Below are 20,859 nucleotides of genomic sequence, written 5' to 3' on the forward strand. Positions count from 1 at the left end.
CATACTTCACACTATCATTAAAATTCTCTCTTAAAGTTTATATTTCCTTTTTTATAAACTGCACTACTATATACAAATGCAGCAATAATATATACAGCAGACATAACATATACACTAACTGATTGATCTACTAATAAGAAGTAACCTTGAACAAATTGAAGTATAACTCCTCCTGCTACTAGTACTTTTATTAATGTTTTTGGCAATTTGAAAGGCGATTTTTTATAAGCTTCTGGATATTTATATGCTAGCATTGCTGCTGCAATTAATGGTAAAATATTTGCAAGTTGTATAGCGGCATTACCTAAAGATGAAATAAATTCTAGTGATAAACCTGTAACAATAGGAATTAACCCTACAACATAGAAAAATGTAAGTATCCAGTGAGGAGTTCCATATTTTTTATTAACTGCTCCAAATTTTTCTGGTAACCATCCATCATGACATGCAATTAAAAGACCCTTTGTAACCCATGAAAATGTTGCGTTTAGAGTAGTTGCTAAAGCTGCCATTGCTCCAAAAACTATAAAACAAATGAAAAGACTATTTGGTAGTATTTCTTTAGCTACATTTGTAAGAGGTTGAAAAGCAGTTTGTTCTAATGGTAAAATACCAACTGCTACCATTGAAACTAGAGCATACAATACTCCAACCACTGCTGTAGAAACCAATATCGCTACAGGTATATCTCTTCCTGGATTTTTTAATTCTCCTCCAAGTTCAGAAACAACAATTGCACCATTTGTAGCAAAAGTAAGCAATGCAGTTGCTTGTAAGAATCCTTTCAAGCCATGTGTAAACAACACAGTTTTACCAGCTGTAAATAAAGAATAATCAACTTTTGGTAATCCCTTTACTATAAAAATCCCTAGAGATAATACTAATAACACCATCAAAACTTTCTGCAATTTAGCTGCTTTTTGAACTCCTACTATATTAGATAAGTATAATAACGTTAAAATTATGCCTGCCACTAACTTTATTGGAACACCTGGCATAACACCCTGTAAATACTCAGCGAAAGATAACGCATACATTGCAATTGTTATCTGTCCAAGAGTAAACAGTGCCAAATAAAAGAAACCAATCTTTGGTGATATTATTCTACTTGTATATCTATAGTTTCCTCCAGTAGTAGGGATTGTTGCACCATTAAATGCTAATGGCATTGCAACTACAATAGTGATTAATGCGGCTAAAACAAATGCAAATACTACACTTGGACCAGTTAGGCCAATTCCTATACCTGTTAATGCCATAATTCCAGCACCTATAATTTGCCCTGTAGATATACTTATAGCACCACCAAGTCCGATTGTCTTCTTAAGATTATCTTCTGGATTTATATAATTAGCTTGATTATTCGACATATTAAATTCCCCCTATTAATTTATTAATTAATAATCTTATTGCAGTATTGCATCTTTCATTCTATTCATGCATTCTTCAAGAACTTGTCTTGGACAAGCAACATTAATTCTTTCAAATCCTCTGCCTTGCTCTCCAAAAATATATCCTTCATCTAAAATAAGTTTTGCTTTATTTACCATGAAATCCTCTAACTCTTCAGCACTAAACCCATATTCTCTTAAATCAATCCATGCAAAATATGTTCCCTCTGGGATTGTATATTTAGCTTTAGGTAAATGCTCATTAAGAAATTCTTTTATAAATTGTAGATTTCCATCCATGTATTCATTAGCATGCTCTAACCACTCTTCTCCAAGATTATAAGCAGCTTTTGTACCTTCAAGGCCAAATACTCCTGCTCCAAATAAATGATTTCTATCCACTAAATCAGCAGACCATTTTCGTCTCAACTCTTCAGTCTTAAATAATATACTAGACATTTGCAGCCCTGCCAAATTGAAGGTCTTACTAGCAGCAAGAGCTACAATAATTTTCTCATCGGATGATAAAGTTCCAACTGGGGTATGTTTAACGCCTTTTCTCACAATGTCACAATGGATTTCATCTGATACAAGATAAACATCATTTTCTACACAGATATCAATAACTTTTTGCAACTCTTCTTTTTTCCATACTCTTCCCACTGGATTGTGTGGACTACAGAATAAAAATAGTTTAGTATTTGGATCTTTAGCTTTTTCTTCTAAGTCTTCAAAATCCATTTTGTAATATCCATTATCGTTGATCAATTCATTAACAAGAAGCTTTCTTCCATTGTTTACTATTGCACGACTGAAAGGATAGTATACTGGATTTTGTATTATAACACCTTCCCCTTCATTAGTAACCATACGAACAATTGCCGCAAGTGCTGGAACTATACCAGGTGAAGTTACTATTTCTTCTGGATTTATTTCGTAATCAAATCTTCTTTTAAACCAAGATGTAACAGCATCAAAATAGCTTTTATCAGCTAAAGAGTACCCAAATATTTGTTTATCAACTCTTTCTTTTAAGGCATCAAGTATAGGTTGTGCACATGCAAAATCCATGTCTGCAATTGATAAAGGAAGTATTTTATCCTTATCATCTTCATTAGCATTAATAAAATCCCATTTTACACAACTCGTGTTTCTTCTTTCTACTAACTCATCAAAATTATATTTCATAATACCCTCCTATATTTTTTCACTTAAGTTACTTAAGTGATAAACCAAAAAAATAGTCCTTTATAAATCCTCTACTTTAGATTCCTTAATAAATACTACTTTATTGACTTTATCTTTTCAGAAGAACTTCTTAACATCATATTAGCAGCTTAATTGATAATTGTCAAGGTTTTCATTTAGTTTTTTATCAAAAATTCTACAATCTATTTCTCTATTGCTAGAATACTTATAAAATAGTTAAGTTTATAACAATCTATAATAGCTTTACTTGCATATGCTTAAACTATTCGTATTTATCTGCTATAATAAAAGAGTTCGCTAAAGTTTACACAGGAGGGATTATTTTGAATGATATAAGCCAATTTATAAAATTCATAGATAAATTATATGATTTTTCAAGAGTATTTCAGGAATATGAATCTATACCAAGAAACTATGGCACTGATGTTAAATTATATATGAATGAAGTGCATACACTATCTATTGTTTTTAATAACGACGGAATTACTGTAAGTGAAATTGCAGAAGTTGAAAATAAAACACAAAGTGCTATTTCTCAAAAAATTAACAAGTTAGAAAAAAAAGGATTGATACGCAAAGAAAGAAATCCTATCGAATACAAGAAGATTAATTTGTTTGCAACAGATATTGGTAAAAACATATGTAAGTTCCATTCGAAATTAGACGATACTACCTATAGACATCTTATAAGTAAAATGAAAGATTACGACGAAAAAGACTATGAAAAATTCACAAAAATATTAACTATAGTAACAACTGACATGCAAGGAAATATAGAACTCTCCAAAAAATAGGAGAGTTCTATATTTGGTAAGTTAATTCCATTGCTTTAGCGCTATCATTGTTCAATTTATATATACAACAAAAAATAGTTTAGAGAAACCAAAATTGGGTTTTCTAAACTATTTGCTTTATTAATTAGTAAATCCTCTACTGAATGCCTCCAGTAATTTTTGTAGCTTTATTCATAATTTCTTCTGAAAATTCAATATTTAATTTTTCAAGAGCATCAGTATTTATATGTATTGAACTTTCTTTTTGAGTAGTTACTGGAATATCTTTTGGCATTTTACCCTCTAAAACTTCTACAGCTTTCATTCCAGCTTCATGACCTAATTGAAAATAATCTATACCTATTGCTATAATAGCTCCATTAGCAACGTGAGAAGATTCTGAACCAATTATAGGTTTATTGTTTTCAAAACATATTTTAGATACTATGGGCATTGAAGATACTATCATATTATCAGTTTGAACATATAAAGCATCAATTTTATCAAGTATTGAATTTAAAGTTTGAGGTATATCATTAACACTAGTTATCCCTTGCTGAATAATTTCTATACCTAGCTCTTTTGATAATTCTATAGCTCTTTTAACTTGAACTTCTGAATTACTTTCACTTGTGTTATACATTATCCCTATAGTCTTAATATTTGGCAACTCATCTTTAATAAATTGAAATTGCTTGTCCATAGGTGATGCACCTGATTTTCCTGTTACATTACCGCCAGGACTCTCAAGAGACTCTACAAGCCCTGCTCCTACTGGATCTGTTACTGCAGTTATTACTATTGGAATTTCCTTTGTTGCGTTAAACGCCGCTTGAGCTGAAGGTGTTGAAATTGCATAAATCATGTCCACTTTGTCATCAACGAATTTTTTTGCAATAGTTTGTGTTGTTGGCATGTCTCCTTGAGCATTTTGAAAATCATACTCCACATTTTTACCCTCTTCATATCCATTCTCTTTAAGGGCTGCCACAAACCCTTCTCTAGAAGCATCTAAAGCTGGATGTTCAACAATCTGAGTTACTCCAATTTCAATAACCTCTTTTTCTTCAGATCCTCCTGAAGGTTCATTTGTGGTTCCTGAACATCCAATAAGACTTGTTACAAGTAAAGAACTACATAATAATGCTAAAACTTTCTTTCCTACCATACTACCATCCTCCTAATTTTCTACAATTCTAAATAAAGTAAAAAACCCCCACATTGGAGAGTTTCAATACATTATCCTACTTAATAAGTTTAGCTTGTTTTTAAAATCATGTCAATATCGCATTACCATAACAAAAGGACAGTATTCTGTACCAGCATCTATGCAGTCAATCATTTCATAATTCATTATGAACCTCCTAAAGTGCTCTAATAATAAAGTATTTTATTACTAGTTGTCCTGTTACACAAAAATAAACTAAAGTAAAATAGATTATTTTACTTTAGTTTATTTGCATCATAAGATATTGAACAGATAATCTATAGTTTATAAGTCATATACCTTACAATATCATCTCAATTGATGCTAGCTCTTCCATTTTAATATCCTTTCCTCTTACAGTAAATTTACCGCCAACACTTTCTTTTTTTGAATTTGCTACTTTTAATAATTTTAAATAGTTAATTTTTTTTATAAATGTTTTAGTTTCATCTTTAGTAAGAACAATTCTTTTTGAATTTTTAAAATTAAAAGCTAATCTCATATATACCCTCATAAATTGCTTTATATATTATATTCCTATTAAAGTAATTTTATAATCTAAATTGAGAATTTTCAAATAAAATGATATAATCTATAAAAAGAATAAAGTAGGTGATGTAATGCAATATTATTTAGTAGCTTTATTTGACGAAAAGTCCTATAAAAAAGTTGAATATTTACAAAAACAAATTGCAGATAAATATAATTTATATGAAAAACTTCCTACACTTCATATGACCTTGGAAGTTATTGACGAAGCAGAAAAGGACAAACTAATTCCTCTTCTAGACAAAATTTTAAAAAAGTACTCAAAATTTACTTTAAAAATTAATAGAGGTATTTGCTTTGATCCACCATATAAATCAGTGAATTTAAAAGTTGAAAAAGACTTAGATACACAAAGTCTTATTTATGATATAAATAGTTCTTTAAAAGCTAATAATTTTAAAGTAAGAGAAAATATCGAAGATTGGGATCTTCATATTTCCTTAGCAAATATTTATTTCTCCAAAAGAGAATGGGAAACAAATGAATTTAATAACGCCTGTGAGTATATAATGGATATGGAATTTGACATAAACCCAACAGTATCTGAAATACAACTATGGAAGCCTGTTAATAATACAAGTGAAATGGTTTTATATAGAAAAATATTATAGGGTTTCCTCTTGTTGTACAAGAAACCCTATAATTAGATCCAAATCCTTATTTTAGTTTTTCAATAATTTTTGTAAATATATTTTGTTCTTCTAAAGCAAAATCTTTTTCTGCTTCCAAAGGCATACTCAAAAGTATTTCCTCATCTTGTAAAATTTGTACCTTTCCAAGATTTTCTCCCTTAAGTATTTTATTTGGAGCTTCTACCGGTATTTTAACTTCATACTTAACTTGTGACTCATTTTTCACCGGAATAATTATATCATCTTTCGATAATAAATCCATTTTATTCTTTTCATTTATTTGGATTTCACCTAATTTATCACCTTTTTTTGCTAAAGTTTTATATTTATAATTTTCTTTGCAGTAATCATATATTTTTTTTGTTTCTTTCCATCTACCTGGACAATTAATAACTACAATAATTATGTCAGATTCTTTACCCTTTACTGAGGTTACTAAGCATTTTCCCGCACCACCAGTATATCCGGTTTTCACCCCATTAGCATTTGGTATTTGGTAAAGTATTTTATTTATATTGTGATAACTTCTAGTAAATCCACCCTGTTTAGCACCAATATCTCTTGTATTTACTATTTTACTAAATAGCTCATCTTCTTTTGCTTTACTTGTTATTAATGCTAAATCATAAGCTGTGGTATAATGATTTTGACTATCTAAACCATGTGGTGTTTCAAAATGAGAGTTACATGCTCCAATTTCTTCAGCATACTCATTCATAAGTTTCAAAAACTCTTCTACACTTCCGCTGACTCCTTCTGCAATGGCAATTGCAGCATCATTTCCTGACTTTAACATTAAACCATACAATAATTCTCTTAAAGTCAGTTCTTCCCCAGCTCTGTATTTCACTTTATTTCCACTAACACTTGCTGCTTTTTTTGATATTTCAATTTTCTTGTCTAAATCTCCATATTTTATTGCTACAAGTGCTGTCATGATTTTAGTAGTACTTGCCATAGGCGTTATATTATTTGCTTTTTGCTCAAATAAAACTATACCCGTTTTACTATCCATTGCTATTGCACATCTGGCATTTATATAGATAGGTGCTGCTCCTACTTTTATATTAAAAACATTAAAAATCATTATACTACATATAAAAAGTAGAATTAAATTTTTTCTCTTTTTCATTTTTACTCCTCCTAACTATAAAAACTGTTACATAAAATGAAATTTATACCTGTCCAAAGTCCTTACAGATATTGAATTATAATCATATATTAATAGCTAATCTAAAATCCCAATAATCTTATTTTTAACTTTATAAATATTATTAGTCATGTAATTTTTGGAGTGGTTAATTTACTTATAATTACTTTTTATGGATTAATATGATATAAAATTATTTTTTGGTTATACTATTAATGTTATTGGAGGTATATTCCTTGAAAGTATTAATAATAGTTTTGTTGATTCTAATTATTCCATTACCACTTATTTTTGATTTAACTTATAATTATAATTCAAACTTTATTTTAAAGATTAATGGATTTAATATAAAATCTTTTGGATTTGTAAATAAAAAATCAAAGAAACAGAAGAAAAGGATAGTTATTAAACCAAGTAATAACGTTGAGAGATTGAAATTAGTAAGAAAACTTCTTTTTACATCTCAATTTTCATATTATAAGCCTATTGTTTTTATAAAACTAAATAATGAATATGGTTTTGGAGACCCAGCTATTACCGGGATTTCTTATGGAGCTATAAATTATATAGTATCTCAACTTTTAGTTTTATTTAATAATTTTTTTCATTTGAAAATTTCAAAAATTAATATAGTGCCCATTTGGAATAAAAAAAAGATTGAAGTAAAATTAAATCTATTTTTTATCTGCAATATATTAAATATCATAATCTTTATACTTATATTGTTGAATTATGTAATAAAGTATAAAAGAGAAAATAAAAAAAAGGAAGGATAGTTCATGGAAAATAAAAGCGGAAACATTGATTCAATAATCAATATTACTATGGAAAACTTGAGAAAAATAATTGATGTGAATACCATTATTGGAGATCCAATAGAAACAGAAAACACCATTATTATCCCCATTTCCAAGGTTTGTTTGGGTTTTGCCTCTGGTGGCTCCAATGTAAATCTTGAAAATAATTCATCTGAGAATTTACCATTTGCAGGTGGTTCTGGTTCAGGTGTATCAATAAAGCCTATAGCTTTCCTAGTAATAAGAGAAAACACTGTTAGATTACTTCCTATGGATCAAAAAAATACATATGATAAGTTAGTTGATCAAATTCCAAATGCTATTGATATGATTACAAAATTTTTCGATAAAGAGAATAAAGATAAGGAAGAAGATTTAACTGAAGAGTAAAACACAAGAATCAAATATAAAACTAGATTTATATTTGCATAAATCTAGTTTTATATTCAATTCTATGAATTATATTTAATTTTCTTTGTCTAATGCAATTTCATCCATATCATCATCTAAATCTTCTATTTCTTCTATAAAACTTTCTATTGACGGCATTTCATTTAGATTTTTTATACCAAAATAACTTAAAAATTCTTCTGTAGTTGCGTAAAGTAGTGGTCTTCCTGGAACTTCTTTTCTTCCAGATTTTCTTATGAGATTTTTATCTATCAATGTTTGTATTGCTCTATCACTTTTCACACCACGTATTTCATCTATTTCAATACGAGTTATCGGTTGCTTGTACACAATTATTGCCAAAGTCTCAAGGGCTGCTCTCGATAGTGATTGTCTAACATTAGTTTTTAATAATTTCTGCACATACTCACTATTTTCTGATTTTGTTGCAAGTAAATATTTATTGTTAAGATTTACCAAGACTAATCCTCTATCATTTGCTTCATATTTCAATTTCATTTCCGCTAATAGTTCACTAGTATAACTTTCTTCACAATCGATTATAGAGGCTATTTCCTTTAATATAATTGCCTCTCCACTTATAAACAATAATGTTTCGATAATAGAAAAAAATCTTTCCTTATCTCTTATTTCTTGTGTTTCTAATTGATTTATATTAATATCATTCATTAATAATAGCCCCTTCTATATAAATATCTTCATAGTTATTTTCTTGAAAAACTTTTATTTTTCTTGTTTTCATTAATTCAAGCATTGCCATGAAAGTTACAACAATTTCAATTTTATACTCACATTCCTTAAGCATTTTAGAAAAATTTATACTCCTTTTTTCTTTAATTAAATTATCTAATTGGAGCATTTTATCTTCAATTTTATATTTATCTAAAGGAATTTCTTTTTGAATCACATTATTTTTATTAATTTTTTCGTTATAATTTGATATCAATTCATTATATAATAAAAATAAATCTAAAATTGATATATTTTCTAAAAAATCCTCAATATTACTATCCTCTTTAGTCTCAATTACTTCAGCTTTTTTATAATACCTAATTCCCACTGCTTCTTCTCTTAATGATAAAAAATTTGCTACATTTTTAAATTTATTATATTCAATCAACCGATTTATAAGCTCTGTTTTAGGGTCTAATTCATCCTCATTTTCCTCTTCAACGCTTTTAGGTAATAACATATTGGATTTAATCTGAAGTAGTGTAGCTGCGATTACAATGAACTCTGAAGTGACTTCCAGATCCATCTCTTTCATTGAATCAATATATTTTAAATACTGATTTGTTATATCATGAATCTTAACATCATATATATCCATTTTGTTCTTCTTGATTAAATGTAAGAGTAAGTCAAAAGGTCCTTCAAAATTTTCTATTTTTATTTTTAATGGCATTATGGCTCTCCTAAAAAATTCTTTTTTGGTATGTTTTTTCTATTTCAATTAATGTATTTAGTTTTAATTCTACTATTTTTTTCATCATCTTACCTAATTTTTTTTTGTTTTCAATTGTTTTTACTTTATCATCTAAAAGCTTCGTATTTAGTTTCATACTACTTAAATTATTCTTGTAATTGGTTATAATATATTTATATTTATGCTCATAATTAATCAATAGCATTTCAATTGGATTAAGATTTTTAAAAATAGTATATATACTAAAATTATCTGCTCCTTTATTCATCATATCTTCTAATCTTTGCAATATCAAATTATGATTTCTAAAAGCTATTCTAATTTCTTTAGATAAAACTGAATTTGAAATAAAAATTTTCTTATCTTCTTCATCTGATAAAGCATAAAATATTGAAGCAATTTTATGTTCAATTTTATTATTATCATACAAAGAGTTTTCTAAAAAAAGTTTCTTCATATCTAACTTAATAATATTAAACATGGATACAGTATATAAATTTTTTACACATTCTTTTTCAGTGCAAAGCGAAATTATTTCCTTCATAATTCTATCATGAGATATCATGTTTTGTATACCTTTATTAACTACACTTTGAATTTCAGCTCTGTCCATTATGCTAAAATCATATCTATTTGAATATTTTATTGCTCTAAAAATCCTTGTAGGATCTTCAAAATATGAGTTTGCATGAATTTTAGTAATTTCTTTCCTATAAATAGAACTTACTCCATTGTAAATATCTATTATCCTATTATCAATTAAATCATAAGCTAATGCATTTATAGTAAAATCCCTTCTAAACAAATCCTCTTCAATAGTGGATTTAATGACAGAAGGTAATGATCCATTCTCTATATATTCTTCTTTTCTAGTACAAATTAAGTCTATTTCAACTCCATTTTTGAATTGTATAGTACTCGTACGAAAATTTTCATAATAATTGTATTTATTTATAAACCCTTTACCTTGCATTTCTTCTATCACAATTATTGGGTCCGATTCTATACATATATCTATATCTTTAAACCTTCTTCCGAGTAAATAGTCTCTTACTACTCCTCCAACTAAATATGCTTTTATAGAAAGTTCCTTACATATCTCGCATACATAATTTACTACTATTAATTCCTCAGAAGATAAATAATTTTTTATTCCCATGGTAATTACCTCTTAGTTTTTGATGTATTTTGTGTATTGCATGTTTTATAGTCTAACCTTATTATAGCAAAAATAAAAGCTCTACAGTGTTTTTTGTAGAACTTTTATTCTCCTAAATGTTTTACAGATATTTGCATCTATTGTTCAAAACATCAAATATTTAACTATGTCTTTATATTGCTTTATCAAAAAGTGATTCTAAGTTTTCTTTTAAATGATCAAGTATTCCCCTAGTTTTTATATCTCTATCACTATAAATATCTACTTCTCCAATCTTATCGCCATCAATAACAATTTCACAGACTCCTATTTTTTCTCCTTGCTTAAATTCTTTAGAAGAAAAATCAATTTTTAAATTTTTCTCTATTTTATTTTCTTTACCTCTTTCTAAAATAGCTGTATAATTTTCGCTAGCTTTGGCAATAAGAAATTTGTCTCCTTTTTTATTCAAAAGTACCTTTTCTATTTCTGCATCTTTTTCCAATATGTTAGTTGATTCAAATTGTGAAAATCCATAATTCATTAACATACTAGCATCTCTATTCCGAACTTTATAAGTAGGTGCCCCCATTATTATTGTAAGCATTCTAACATTATCTCTTATTGCAGTTGCTGATATGCAATATTTAGCTTCGTTTGTAAATCCAGTTTTAAGACCATCACAACCTTTATAAAATCTAACCAATTTATTATGATTTACAAGGCCTATAGGATTTAACCTGCCTTCAGTAATTGTCTCCATATATGTTCCAGTATATTTTAAGATAGAGTCATGTTTTAATAGTTCTCTTGACATTAATGAAATATCATAAGCTGTGGTTAAATGTCCTTCAGCAGAAAGTCCATGACAATTTTTAAAAGTAGTATCATCCATCTTTAATTGCTTTGCTCTATCGTTCATTGCTTTCACAAAAGCTGCTTCGCTACCACCCAAATATTCAGCTAATGCTACAGCAGCATCATTACCTGATGCTATAGCTACACCTTTTATTAACTCCTCAACGGTTCTAACTTCTCCAGTATCTAATAACATACTGCTACTACCGCCTTTTCCAGCTTTCATTGCATTTTCGCTTACAACTACTTCATCTTTCATTTTTATCTTCCCACTATCAATTGATTCCATTGTTAATAATAATGTCATAATTTTTGTAACTGATGCAGGTGCAAATTTTTCATGTGAATTCTTTTCATAAATTATTTTTCCTGTACTTGGCTCAATTAATATTGCTGATTTTGCCTCTACTTCTAATTCTGGTGAAGCAGCAAATACTACAATATTTAAAGTATTGGATATCATAAGTATTGAAATAATGAACATAGCTAAGAATTTTTTATATTTTTTCATGTGTATCTCCTTCCTTTTTTCCTTTATGCTTTTATTTTTACCAAATTCCAATAGATTATCACTAAATATGACTAGCTATAATTACCAACAAAAAAATCTCATCCTAAGCTCTAGGATGAGATTTTTTATATACGTCCATTATTTTCGATTTTTTTGCAATAGATGAATAAATCTGAGTGCTAGAAATTGCTGCATGTCCTAATAATTCTTGAATAGATTTTAAATCTGCACCATTTTCAATCAAATGAACAGCAAAAGAATGTCTCAAAACATTTGAATCAACTTTCTTATCTGTATTTAACTCAGCTGCATATTCCTTAATTATCTTCCAAAAGCCTTGTCTACTCATTTTATTTCCTCTTAAATTAAAAAACAAATATTCTTCATTATATTTATTAAATTCTTTTCTAACTCCAAGATAATTCTCCAAACATTTTATAGCATATGAACCTATAGGAATTATTCTTTCAAATTTATTATTTTTACATCTTATATATGATAATTTTAAATTTATATCACTTATTTTTAAATTAATAAGTTCAGTTATTTTCATTCCGGTTGCGTACATCAACTCCAACATTGCTTTATCTCTTTTTCCTTTTATTGTATTACTTTCTGGCATATTAAGTAAACTATCTACTTCTTCTACAGATAAAATAAACGGAATATTTCTCTTTGATTTTGGAGATTTAAAATAGAATAAAGGACTTTCTTGAACTAAATTTTTATTAAATAAATATTTATAAAAAACTCTTAAAGTTACAATACTTCTTACAATTGATGAATTAGCTCTTTTTTTAATTCTCATAAATTGTATGTATGACATAATAGTAACAGAATCAGACGAAATTATATCTTCATTTCTTTCATTTAAAAACTTCTCGAATTGTTTTAGATCTCTTTTATAAGAATCTAAAGTATTTTTGCTTAGTTTTCTTTTTTCTCCATCTTTTATAAACTCATTGATATAAGATACCATAATTCTCCTCATCTAAAATTATAACGTTAAGAAACATTTAAATACATAAACATAATATTTAAAAATGTTATAATTCACCTTATAAATTCTAAAGACATATGTTACATTATCATATTTTCTGGACTTTAAAAATAAAGTGGATACTAAAAAGTCAAAAACAACAGGAAGTATAACAGAAAAAAAATATAATATAACAACACACTTCATTACTAATATGATAAAGCTTATTATTGAATTTTTCAATAAATTTATCCTCCTAATTATATTAATTATACAATTAACTTTACAACATTAGGAATTATAAATGCTTCAATGAAAAATCCAATAAACATTACTATTATTATTAATATGTACATACTTGAGTAGGAGACAATTGTTACAAAAATACTTTCTTTAACATTCTTATATGAATCTTTATTTAATAAATTCAAAGAAAATTCCATAGCAAATACTGATGAAAGAATAATTAATGGTATGTATATAATATTCTGAGGTATTATACTTAACAATGTTATCCCAATACCTTTTCCTCCTAGCTCTTTCATTAAAAAACTAATAGAGAATCCTAAACTAAATCCTTTAAAAGTATCAATAATCAAGATTATTGGCATTCCAACCATAGTCAATCCTAGAAACCAAATAGCTATAATCACTGGCAAATTATTCTTTATAGCTTGAACTAGCACCTCGATATTATTAACCTTAGTCTTGTCCACTGAAACCAAAAAATTATTCAAATAATTCAATAGTTCAGTTTTTTCGTATTTCCCCATATACTTGACTGCATATATTCCTAAAACAATTCCAGTACATATACATAATAGAGTTATAATATACAATAACAAGCTCTCTTTTATTCTCTTGTTTAAATTAATGTTCAATAGATAGTTTTTCATATTTCTCCTCCTTAAGTTATTAATTAATAATAAATATGTTTAACCTAAGGAATTTATTCAATTAATATTATAGTTAAGCCACAAAAGTTATTTACATAACCTTTGTGGCTCAGTTGTTTTATAAATACATCAAGGCGCAAATAGTTTTTGCGTCTATAATTTTTCCTGATTTGACCATTTCTTTAACTACATTAAGATCTATTTCCAGTAAATTGATAAATTCATCATCATCCCCACCAACATTCCCTTTAAATAGGTTCTCCGCTTTATATAAGTATATATACTCATCGGTATATCCTGGAGATGGTACAATCTTTCCAAGGTATGTAAAAGTTTCAGCTTTATATCCTGTTTCTTCTTCCAATTCTCTTCTACCACATAGTTCAATATCTTCGTCTTTTTCAAGTTTTCCAGCTGGTATTTCTAGTAAAACTTTCTCAATAGGACTTCTAAATTGTTCTATCATAAGAAGAGTATTTTCATCTTTAAATGCTATTACAGCAACACCACCAGGATGATTAACAATTTCTCTATAAGCCGTTTTTCCATTTGGCAATTCTACTTCCTTAACTGATAAATTTATAATTTTACCTTCAAATTTCACTTCAGATTTTAGTGTATTTTCTATTACATCCATTTTTAAATTTCCTCCATTATTTTAAGCTTTAAATGAACATGAAAATTTAAAATTCTTAACTAACTTTATTTTTTAATCTAAGTTTATCAGCAACCATTGCTATAAATTCAGAATTTGTAGGCTTTCCTTTACCATTAGATACAGTATATCCAAAAATTCTATTAATTGTATCAACTTGCCCTCTTGACCAAGCTACTTCTATTGCATGCCTTATAGCTCTTTCAACTCTACTTGCAGTTGTATTGTATTTTTTTGCAATTGAAGGATATAATTCTTTTGTTACTGCAGAAAGTAATTCCATATTGTTTACAACCATGTTAATAGCTTCTCTAAGATACATATATCCTTTTATATGTGCAGGAACACCTATTTCGTGTATTATGTTTGTAATTTCTTGTTCTAAGTTCATAGGTTCATTTCTTGAAATATGTATACTTACATTTTCGCCAATTGTAGAACTCTTCTTTATTGATGAGTTGTCGCCAGAAATTGTATCATTAAACATTTGTCTTATTCTTTTTGTAAACACTTCCATATCAAAAGGCTTTACAACATAATAGTCTGCACCCAATGTAAGAGCACGCTGTGTTATTTTATCTTGTCCAACTGCTGATAAAACTATAACTCTTGGAATTGGGTCAATATTCAATGTGCTTAATTTTTCTAAAACACCTAACCCGTCAAGATGTGGCATAATTATATCTAAAATTATTAAATCTGGTTTTTTTTCTTGAATCAAATCCAATGCTTCTAAACCATCTTTTGCAATCCCTGTAACCATTATATCTCTTTGATTTAGTAGATAATCATTTAGTATGTTACAAAATTCCTTGTTATCATCTGCAATTATTACATTAATTTTGGAACTATCCATTTAAAATCTACTCCTATATTTTACCATATTGTTATATAATATGTATTCGACATTTCTTTGATAAATCCTCTAATAAAATAAATTTTTTAGAAAAATTTAGTAAAATAGAGGATAAAGTTTTATTATCTTCTATTTTACTACCAAATTGAAATAATTTCTAGTAATATTATAATATTCCTGCATCTTTCAACATCCATTCTATATAAATTCCATAACCTACATCAGGTCTACTAATCAAAACATGTGTTACAGCTCCGATAATTTTTCCATTTTGAATTATTGGGCTACCACTCATACCTTGAACAATCCCACCTGTTTCTTCCAATAATCTAGCATCAGTAACTCTTATTACCATTGATTTAGATCCAGGTACCTCTTGATTCAATAGTTTTTCTATTTCAATATCATATAATTCAGGTTCATTTCCATCTATAGTTGTTAATATTTTTGCAGGTCCAATTTTAATTTCATTTCTCAAAGCAACTTTCATTGGTTTTGAATAGCGATGTTTTGATAATAAATTTGTACCTTTACCATAAATCCCGCATTTAGTATTTTTTTTCACTGTTCCAATGCAATTATCTTCATCAATAAATAATCCCCTTAACTCTCCAGGTGTTCCTTTTTCTCCTTTTCTGTAAGATATTATTGAAGAGTTTACAATTTCACCGGTATCTATCCTTAATATTGTGCCAGTGTCAACATCTGTTATAGGATGTCCTAATGCACCAAAAATCCTTGAATCCTTATGATAAAAAGTCAATGTTCCCACACCTGATGTATAGTCTCTAACCCACAATCCAATTTTATAATTATCCTTACCAGAATTCAATGGTATTATTTTCTTAGAATATTCTTTTCCATCCCTATCAAATAAAACAGTTATTTCTTTTCCATTTGAAGATTTTATTTCATAAACAAGTTTCTCTGCAGTATCTATTTTCTTATTATTAACTTTAGTGATTATATCGCCAACTTGAATACCTGCAAGGGCTGCAGGACTAGTGATTTTCTCACCCTTAGTTTCCACATCACATAAAGCAACTACCAATACACCTTTGGTATTTAGTTTAACACCTATCGGTTGACCACCAGGATAAAGACTAATGTCTGGTACAGGTTCAACTGAAACAGATTTGACTGGAAACAATCCTAGTAAATTTATACTTATAGCATCATTATTATTTTTTTCATTTATAGCTATATTCTTAGTTAAAAAAATGTTAGTGTCAATAATATTATTGGATTCTATCTCCTGTCCTTCATGCACAAAAATTGTATTTGGTATTGAAGAAATATTTTTAAATATACCACAGCACAAAATAAGGAAAGGAATAATAATCCAGCATATTATGCGACTAAGTCTTTTTTTCATAACATTACCTCCTGCATAACATACTAACTTCAATTTTAACTTTCCCCAACTGTAATATATTATTCTAAGATATTTATACAGAAAATACTCACTTTTTCTTTAAAAAAAAGATAAAACCATATAAATTAATAAATGGTTTTAGAAAATAACTCTTTTTTAGTTTCATTTGCAAACTTTATCATTTCTTTTGAATTTTCAATTGTTAATTTTGTAATTTTACTTCCGCCTATCATTCTAGCAATTTCTTCTTCTTTTTCATTTATTTTCAAATTAACTATATTAGTTACAGTGGTCTCATCAACTGTTTCTTTAAAAACTTTCAAATGAAAATCTGACATACTAGCTATCTGCGGTAAGTGTGTTACACAAAATACTTGATGTTTTTTTGAAATAATAAACATCTTTTCAGCAACTCTTTGAGCAGTTCTACCACTAATACCTGTATCGATCTCATCAAAAATTAATGTAGGAATATCATCTTTATCAGCAAAAATAGTTTTTAAACATAACATTATTCTAGATAATTCTCCTCCAGAAACTATTGATTCCATTGTATGTAATGGTTGACCAGGGTTTGTAGAAATCAAAAATCTAATTATATCACTTCCATTATGATAAAAGTCTTCTCCATGTGTAATTTCGATATTAAAAACTGCTTTTTCTAATCCAACATAATTAAGCTCAGATTTTATCTTTTCTTCTAAATCTTTTTTTACAATTAATCTTTTTTCATATAAAATTGCTGCACTATGTTTTAATTTTTGGAGTATGTCTTCCTTCTCTTTGTGTAATTGATTTATTATTTTATCACTGTTTTCGATATTATCAATTTTTTCTCTTAAAGATTCTTTAAATTCTAAAATTTCGCCAACAGATTCACCATATTTCCTCTTCATAGCATCAATTAGAAATATTCTGCTATTTATGTAATCAAGTTCATCAGCATTGTAATATACGTTTTCTTTAAATTTCCTTACTTCTTCAATAACTTGTTCTATGTTAAAAAATGACTCTTCTAATAAATTTATAGAAGGAACTATATCTTTTAAATTGTTTTCTATAGTTCTTAAACTATTTATAAGTTTACCAATTTGATAGTATACAGAATAATATGAGTCAGAATTTTCATTTAAAACTTCATATGCTTCATTTAAAACAGAGCTGATTTTCTCTGCATTTGATAACATATTATATTGTTCTTCTAAATCTTTATCTTCATTTTTCTTTAGATTTGCTTTTTCAATATCCTTTAATTGAAAAGATAAATAGTCTTTTAATTTTTCGTCTTCATCTCTATTCTTTTCAATTTTTTCAATTTTATTCTTAATATATGAATATTTTTCATAATATTCATTATATTTTGCTAGAACTTCTTTCAAATCAACTTCACCATATTTATCTAAATACTCAATATGTTTAGATGAATCTAGCAAATCTTGATTCTGATGCTGTCCATGAATATTTAATAGAGTTTTTGAGATTTCTTTCATTTGAGAAATTAATAAAGACTTACCATTTATTTTCACTAAGCTTTTACCTGATTTTGAAGTTTCTCTACTTACAATAATTATATCATCAAACTCTATATTAAAATCTCTAAGAATTTCACATGTCTTTGGATTATTTATTTCGAAAACTGCTTCTACAAATGTTTTGTTTTCACCTTGTTTTAATAAATTTTTATTAATTTTTTCGCCTAAAACATAACTAATGGCATCTATTAATATTGATTTTCCAGCTCCTGTTTCACCAGTTAAAATATTTAATCCCTTTTCAAAATTTACATTTAAATTCTCTATTAAAGCAAAATTCTTTACGCTTACCTGAAGTAGCATTTTACCACCTCTTTAATTTATCATTTTTTTCATTTTTTTTACGATTTCTTTAGCTTTTTCTTCATTTATGGCCATTATAAATATTGTATTATCTCCGGCTATTGTTCCAACAAGACCTTCTAAATTCATAGAATCTATAGCCTCACATGCACTACCTGCTGATCCAGTCATTGTTTTTATACAAACAAAATTACCCACATTTTGTACTGAATTAACTGTTTGTGAAAAAATATTAACTAATTTATTTGACATAACATTATCTTTAGGAACTATAGTAGCATACTTATAAGTACCTTTTTCTGTTAATACTTTTATTAGTTTTAGTTCTTTTATATCTCTTGAAACTGTCGCTTGAGTTATATCCATACCTTCTTTTTTTAGTTCTTCAGCTAACTCCTCTTGTGTCTCAATGTCTTTAGTACTTATAATTTCCAATAATTTTGCTTGACGTTCAATTTTCATATTATTCTCCTTTTAAGAGTTGGCTTAAGAATTAGTAGAAATCATTCCTAAACAATCTCTTTCGTTTAATTATTTTAAAATTTTTAATCTTTAAATATTAAGTAAAATCTTATTTCTTAAAATATTAAAGTAGTCGTCTCCTTCAAGTTTAATTATCTTACATTTTTTTTCAGAACTCTTAATATTTATTATATCTGAATTAGCTATATGACAATGTGACTGTCCGTCAATAGATAATAAAGTTTTGCTTTTATTTTTATTGACATATACATTAATTTCAGATTTTTCATCTATAATAAGACTTCTTGAATGTAATGAATGAGGACATACTGGAGTTATTGAAATAACATCTAAAGTAGGGTACATTATTGGACCCCCCGCTGATAAAGAATATGCTGTAGATCCTGTAGGTGTTGAAATTATCACGCCGTCAGAATTAAAAGTAGTATAATACTTGTCATCAACATTAACTGTAAATTTGTTTATCCCCACTATCTCACCTTTCGAAATAACAACCTCATTTAAAGCTTTAAATTTCAACTCAGAATTAGATTTTATTACAGTACAATCAAGCATCATTCTATCTTCTGTTTGGAAATCACCTAGAGATAATTTTTTTATGCCTTGGTCCAACTCCGACATTTCTATAGAAGTTAGAAAACCTAAGTTACCCAAATTTATCCCTAAAATAGGTATATCATAATTACACATTTGCCTAGCAGTACCCAGTATAGTTCCATCACCTCCCAAAACAATAATTACATCAAAATAACAATTATGTTCTTTATCCAAACCTATTGAATCTTTAAATAACATAATTTCTATACCATTATTGTATTTTTTTAAAGTGGAGATGACTCTCTTAATTGAATTTAAACTATTACCAATAAATTTACTACTATTAATATTGACAGCTATCTTTTTCATTATATCACCTACTTTGTTTCCGTATGTGAGCAATTTACAATTTTTTCTACATCAACTTGAGAAAAATTAGATTCTTTATTCATATCTTTCGTAAAATATATTAAGTATTCAATGTTCCCTTCCGGTCCTTTTATTGGAGAAAAATCAATCCCTAAGATATTCAAGCTACTTTCCTCTAAAAAGTCCGTAATTTTCTTTATAACCTCTTTATGAATTTCCGGTTCTCTAACAACACCTTTTTTACCAACTTTTCCTTTTCCCGCTTCAAATTGTGGTTTTATAAGTGCAACTATACTACCTTTATCATTTAATAAATTACATGCAGCAGGTATTATTTTAGTAAGTGAAATAAATGATACATCAATACTTGCAAAATCACATGCATCCTCAATATCACTTTTTGTCAAATATCTAGCATTTGTTCTTTCCATGCAGACTACTCTAGGATCAGTTCTTAATTTCCATGCAAACTGTCCGTAACCAACATCAATTGCATATACTTTAGATGCTCCATTTTGCAGCATACAATCTGTAAATCCTCCTGTTGAAGCTCCTATATCCATACACTTATTATCATTTAAAACAATATCAAAGGATTTCATAGCTTTTTCAAGCTTATACCCACCCCTACTTACATAAGGCATATTTTTCCCTTTAAATTCGATTTGTGCATTTATATCAACTTTCTGCCCACATTTATCAACACGTTCTCCATCAACAAAGATTTCCCCCGCCATTATCCTAACTTTAGCTTTTTCTCTAGAATCAAAGTATTTTAAATTTACTAAAAGTACGTCTAACCTTTCTTTCTTTGAACCCATC

22 protein-coding genes are annotated in these 20,859 nt (G+C 27.6%); 4 read left to right on the forward strand and 18 right to left on the reverse strand.

Annotated elements, in window-relative coordinates; translation table 11 throughout:
- Nucleotides 1-17: 17 nt before the first annotated feature.
- Both ACQ3F0_RS02270 and ACQ3F0_RS02275 read right to left on the reverse strand, forming a co-directional pair.
- Entirely contained in the window at nt 18-1,370 is a 1,353-nt protein-coding gene (locus ACQ3F0_RS02270; RefSeq protein ID WP_428863401.1) for an APC family permease, read from the reverse strand.
- A gap of 36 nt (nt 1,371-1,406) precedes the next feature.
- Nucleotides 1,407-2,579, reverse strand: a complete 1,173-nt coding sequence (locus ACQ3F0_RS02275) for a MalY/PatB family protein (protein WP_428863402.1) — start codon at nt 2,577-2,579, stop codon at nt 1,407-1,409.
- A gap of 344 nt (nt 2,580-2,923) precedes the next feature.
- Between ACQ3F0_RS02275 and ACQ3F0_RS02280 the strand changes: the two genes are divergently transcribed.
- Nucleotides 2,924-3,394: a MarR family transcriptional regulator gene (locus ACQ3F0_RS02280; RefSeq protein WP_428863403.1), complete on the forward strand. Its 471-nt coding sequence runs from the start codon at nt 2,924-2,926 to the stop codon at nt 3,392-3,394.
- A 136-nt stretch (nt 3,395-3,530) separates the two neighbouring features.
- Here ACQ3F0_RS02280 and ACQ3F0_RS02285 read toward each other — a convergent pair whose 3' ends face one another.
- Both ACQ3F0_RS02285 and ACQ3F0_RS02290 read right to left on the reverse strand, forming a co-directional pair.
- Nucleotides 3,531-4,541, reverse strand: a complete 1,011-nt coding sequence (locus tag ACQ3F0_RS02285) for an ABC transporter substrate-binding protein (protein ID WP_428863404.1) — start codon at nt 4,539-4,541, stop codon at nt 3,531-3,533.
- Nucleotides 4,542-4,881: 340 nt separating this feature from the next.
- Nucleotides 4,882-5,082, reverse strand: a complete 201-nt coding sequence (locus tag ACQ3F0_RS02290; protein ID WP_428863405.1) for a hypothetical protein — start codon at nt 5,080-5,082, stop codon at nt 4,882-4,884.
- Between the two features lie 118 nt (nt 5,083-5,200).
- Here ACQ3F0_RS02290 and ACQ3F0_RS02295 point away from each other — a divergent pair, with 118 nt between their 5' ends.
- The gene (locus ACQ3F0_RS02295; protein WP_428863406.1) at nt 5,201-5,740 is read left to right on the forward strand and encodes a 2'-5' RNA ligase family protein; all 540 of its coding nucleotides are present in this window, start codon (nt 5,201-5,203) and stop codon (nt 5,738-5,740) included.
- A gap of 46 nt (nt 5,741-5,786) precedes the next feature.
- Here the strand turns inward: ACQ3F0_RS02295 and ACQ3F0_RS02300 are convergent, their stop codons facing one another.
- Nucleotides 5,787-6,893 carry a D-alanyl-D-alanine carboxypeptidase family protein gene (locus ACQ3F0_RS02300; RefSeq protein WP_428863407.1) on the reverse strand — a complete coding sequence of 369 codons (1,107 nt, stop codon included), beginning with the start codon at nt 6,891-6,893 and terminating at the stop codon, nt 5,787-5,789.
- 254 nt (nt 6,894-7,147) lie between these two features.
- Here ACQ3F0_RS02300 and ACQ3F0_RS02305 point away from each other — a divergent pair, with 254 nt between their 5' ends.
- Entirely contained in the window at nt 7,148-7,687 is a 540-nt protein-coding gene (locus tag ACQ3F0_RS02305; protein WP_428863408.1) for a DUF2953 domain-containing protein, read from the forward strand.
- A gap of 3 nt (nt 7,688-7,690) precedes the next feature.
- Complete coding sequence (gene ytfJ, locus ACQ3F0_RS02310; RefSeq protein ID WP_428863409.1) at nt 7,691-8,098, forward strand: GerW family sporulation protein; 408 nt, start codon at nt 7,691-7,693, stop codon at nt 8,096-8,098.
- Between the two features lie 75 nt (nt 8,099-8,173).
- Here the strand turns inward: ytfJ and scpB are convergent, their stop codons facing one another.
- The 13 genes from scpB to ACQ3F0_RS02375 all read right to left on the reverse strand — a co-directional run bounded on the left by scpB (nt 8,174) and on the right by ACQ3F0_RS02375 (nt 20,858).
- Entirely contained in the window at nt 8,174-8,788 is a 615-nt protein-coding gene (gene scpB / locus ACQ3F0_RS02315) for an SMC-Scp complex subunit ScpB (protein ID WP_428863410.1), read from the reverse strand.
- Entirely contained in the window at nt 8,781-9,524 is a 744-nt protein-coding gene (locus tag ACQ3F0_RS02320) for a segregation/condensation protein A (RefSeq protein ID WP_428863411.1), read from the reverse strand. Before ACQ3F0_RS02320 ends, scpB begins: the two co-directional genes overlap by 8 nt.
- Nucleotides 9,525-9,534: 10 nt before the next feature.
- Nucleotides 9,535-10,704 carry a tRNA nucleotidyltransferase/poly(A) polymerase family protein gene (locus tag ACQ3F0_RS02325; protein ID WP_428863412.1) on the reverse strand — a complete coding sequence of 390 codons (1,170 nt, stop codon included), beginning with the start codon at nt 10,702-10,704 and terminating at the stop codon, nt 9,535-9,537.
- A gap of 172 nt (nt 10,705-10,876) precedes the next feature.
- The gene (locus ACQ3F0_RS02330) at nt 10,877-12,052 is read right to left on the reverse strand and encodes a D-alanyl-D-alanine carboxypeptidase family protein (RefSeq protein WP_428863413.1); all 1,176 of its coding nucleotides are present in this window, start codon (nt 12,050-12,052) and stop codon (nt 10,877-10,879) included.
- Nucleotides 12,053-12,155: 103 nt separating this feature from the next.
- On the reverse strand, nt 12,156-13,031 hold the full coding sequence (locus tag ACQ3F0_RS02335) for a site-specific tyrosine recombinase (protein ID WP_428863414.1): 876 nt from the start codon (nt 13,029-13,031) through the stop codon (nt 12,156-12,158).
- Between the two features lie 269 nt (nt 13,032-13,300).
- Nucleotides 13,301-13,927 (reverse strand): stage II sporulation protein M, encoded by a 627-nt coding sequence (gene spoIIM, locus ACQ3F0_RS02340; protein WP_428863415.1) that lies wholly within the window; start codon nt 13,925-13,927, stop codon nt 13,301-13,303.
- A gap of 118 nt (nt 13,928-14,045) precedes the next feature.
- Nucleotides 14,046-14,564 carry an NUDIX hydrolase gene (locus ACQ3F0_RS02345; protein WP_428863416.1) on the reverse strand — a complete coding sequence of 173 codons (519 nt, stop codon included), beginning with the start codon at nt 14,562-14,564 and terminating at the stop codon, nt 14,046-14,048.
- Nucleotides 14,565-14,619: 55 nt separating this feature from the next.
- Nucleotides 14,620-15,438 (reverse strand): sporulation transcription factor Spo0A, encoded by an 819-nt coding sequence (spo0A, locus tag ACQ3F0_RS02350; protein WP_428863417.1) that lies wholly within the window; start codon nt 15,436-15,438, stop codon nt 14,620-14,622.
- 166 nt (nt 15,439-15,604) lie between these two features.
- On the reverse strand, nt 15,605-16,813 hold the full coding sequence (gene spoIVB, locus ACQ3F0_RS02355; RefSeq protein WP_428863418.1) for a SpoIVB peptidase: 1,209 nt from the start codon (nt 16,811-16,813) through the stop codon (nt 15,605-15,607).
- A gap of 125 nt (nt 16,814-16,938) precedes the next feature.
- On the reverse strand, nt 16,939-18,648 hold the full coding sequence (recN, locus tag ACQ3F0_RS02360) for a DNA repair protein RecN (protein ID WP_428863419.1): 1,710 nt from the start codon (nt 18,646-18,648) through the stop codon (nt 16,939-16,941).
- Nucleotides 18,649-18,660: 12 nt separating this feature from the next.
- On the reverse strand, nt 18,661-19,110 hold the full coding sequence (locus ACQ3F0_RS02365; protein ID WP_428863420.1) for an arginine repressor: 450 nt from the start codon (nt 19,108-19,110) through the stop codon (nt 18,661-18,663).
- Nucleotides 19,111-19,200: 90 nt separating this feature from the next.
- A complete protein-coding gene (locus ACQ3F0_RS02370; protein ID WP_428863421.1) occupies nt 19,201-20,037 on the reverse strand; it encodes an NAD(+)/NADH kinase in 837 nt (278 codons plus the stop codon).
- 8 nt (nt 20,038-20,045) lie between these two features.
- Complete coding sequence (locus tag ACQ3F0_RS02375) at nt 20,046-20,858, reverse strand: TlyA family RNA methyltransferase (RefSeq protein WP_428863422.1); 813 nt, start codon at nt 20,856-20,858, stop codon at nt 20,046-20,048.
- Nucleotide 20,859: the final 1 nt, after the last annotated feature.

It is taken from the genome of Clostridium sediminicola (assembly GCF_050402865.1).
Lineage (GTDB): Bacteria > Bacillota > Clostridia > Clostridiales > Clostridiaceae > Clostridium_AF > Clostridium_AF sediminicola.

Excerpts from the sequence above, each read along its gene's own strand:
- ACQ3F0_RS02270 (WP_428863401.1), bottom strand. The coding sequence starts at position 1,370 with ATGTCGAATAATCAAGCTAATTATATAAATCCAGAAGATAATCTTAAG.
- ACQ3F0_RS02275 (WP_428863402.1), bottom strand. The coding sequence starts at position 2,579 with ATGAAATATAATTTTGATGAGTTAGTAGAAAGAAGAAACACGAGTTGT.
- ACQ3F0_RS02285 (WP_428863404.1), bottom strand. The coding sequence starts at position 4,541 with ATGGTAGGAAAGAAAGTTTTAGCATTATTATGTAGTTCTTTACTTGTA.
- ACQ3F0_RS02290 (WP_428863405.1), bottom strand. The coding sequence starts at position 5,082 with ATGAGATTAGCTTTTAATTTTAAAAATTCAAAAAGAATTGTTCTTACT.
- ACQ3F0_RS02295 (WP_428863406.1), top strand. The coding sequence starts at position 5,201 with ATGCAATATTATTTAGTAGCTTTATTTGACGAAAAGTCCTATAAAAAA.
- ACQ3F0_RS02300 (WP_428863407.1), bottom strand. The coding sequence starts at position 6,893 with ATGAAAAAGAGAAAAAATTTAATTCTACTTTTTATATGTAGTATAATG.
- ytfJ (WP_428863409.1), top strand. The coding sequence starts at position 7,691 with ATGGAAAATAAAAGCGGAAACATTGATTCAATAATCAATATTACTATG.
- scpB (WP_428863410.1), bottom strand. The coding sequence starts at position 8,788 with ATGAATGATATTAATATAAATCAATTAGAAACACAAGAAATAAGAGAT.
- ACQ3F0_RS02320 (WP_428863411.1), bottom strand. The coding sequence starts at position 9,524 with ATGCCATTAAAAATAAAAATAGAAAATTTTGAAGGACCTTTTGACTTA.
- ACQ3F0_RS02325 (WP_428863412.1), bottom strand. The coding sequence starts at position 10,704 with ATGGGAATAAAAAATTATTTATCTTCTGAGGAATTAATAGTAGTAAAT.
- ACQ3F0_RS02330 (WP_428863413.1), bottom strand. The coding sequence starts at position 12,052 with ATGAAAAAATATAAAAAATTCTTAGCTATGTTCATTATTTCAATACTT.
- ACQ3F0_RS02335 (WP_428863414.1), bottom strand. The coding sequence starts at position 13,031 with ATGGTATCTTATATCAATGAGTTTATAAAAGATGGAGAAAAAAGAAAA.
- spoIIM (WP_428863415.1), bottom strand. The coding sequence starts at position 13,927 with ATGAAAAACTATCTATTGAACATTAATTTAAACAAGAGAATAAAAGAG.
- ACQ3F0_RS02345 (WP_428863416.1), bottom strand. The coding sequence starts at position 14,564 with ATGGATGTAATAGAAAATACACTAAAATCTGAAGTGAAATTTGAAGGT.
- spo0A (WP_428863417.1), bottom strand. The coding sequence starts at position 15,438 with ATGGATAGTTCCAAAATTAATGTAATAATTGCAGATGATAACAAGGAA.
- spoIVB (WP_428863418.1), bottom strand. The coding sequence starts at position 16,813 with ATGAAAAAAAGACTTAGTCGCATAATATGCTGGATTATTATTCCTTTC.
- recN (WP_428863419.1), bottom strand. The coding sequence starts at position 18,648 with ATGCTACTTCAGGTAAGCGTAAAGAATTTTGCTTTAATAGAGAATTTA.
- ACQ3F0_RS02365 (WP_428863420.1), bottom strand. The coding sequence starts at position 19,110 with ATGAAAATTGAACGTCAAGCAAAATTATTGGAAATTATAAGTACTAAA.
- ACQ3F0_RS02370 (WP_428863421.1), bottom strand. The coding sequence starts at position 20,037 with ATGAAAAAGATAGCTGTCAATATTAATAGTAGTAAATTTATTGGTAAT.
- ACQ3F0_RS02375 (WP_428863422.1), bottom strand. The coding sequence starts at position 20,858 with ATGGGTTCAAAGAAAGAAAGGTTAGACGTACTTTTAGTAAATTTAAAA.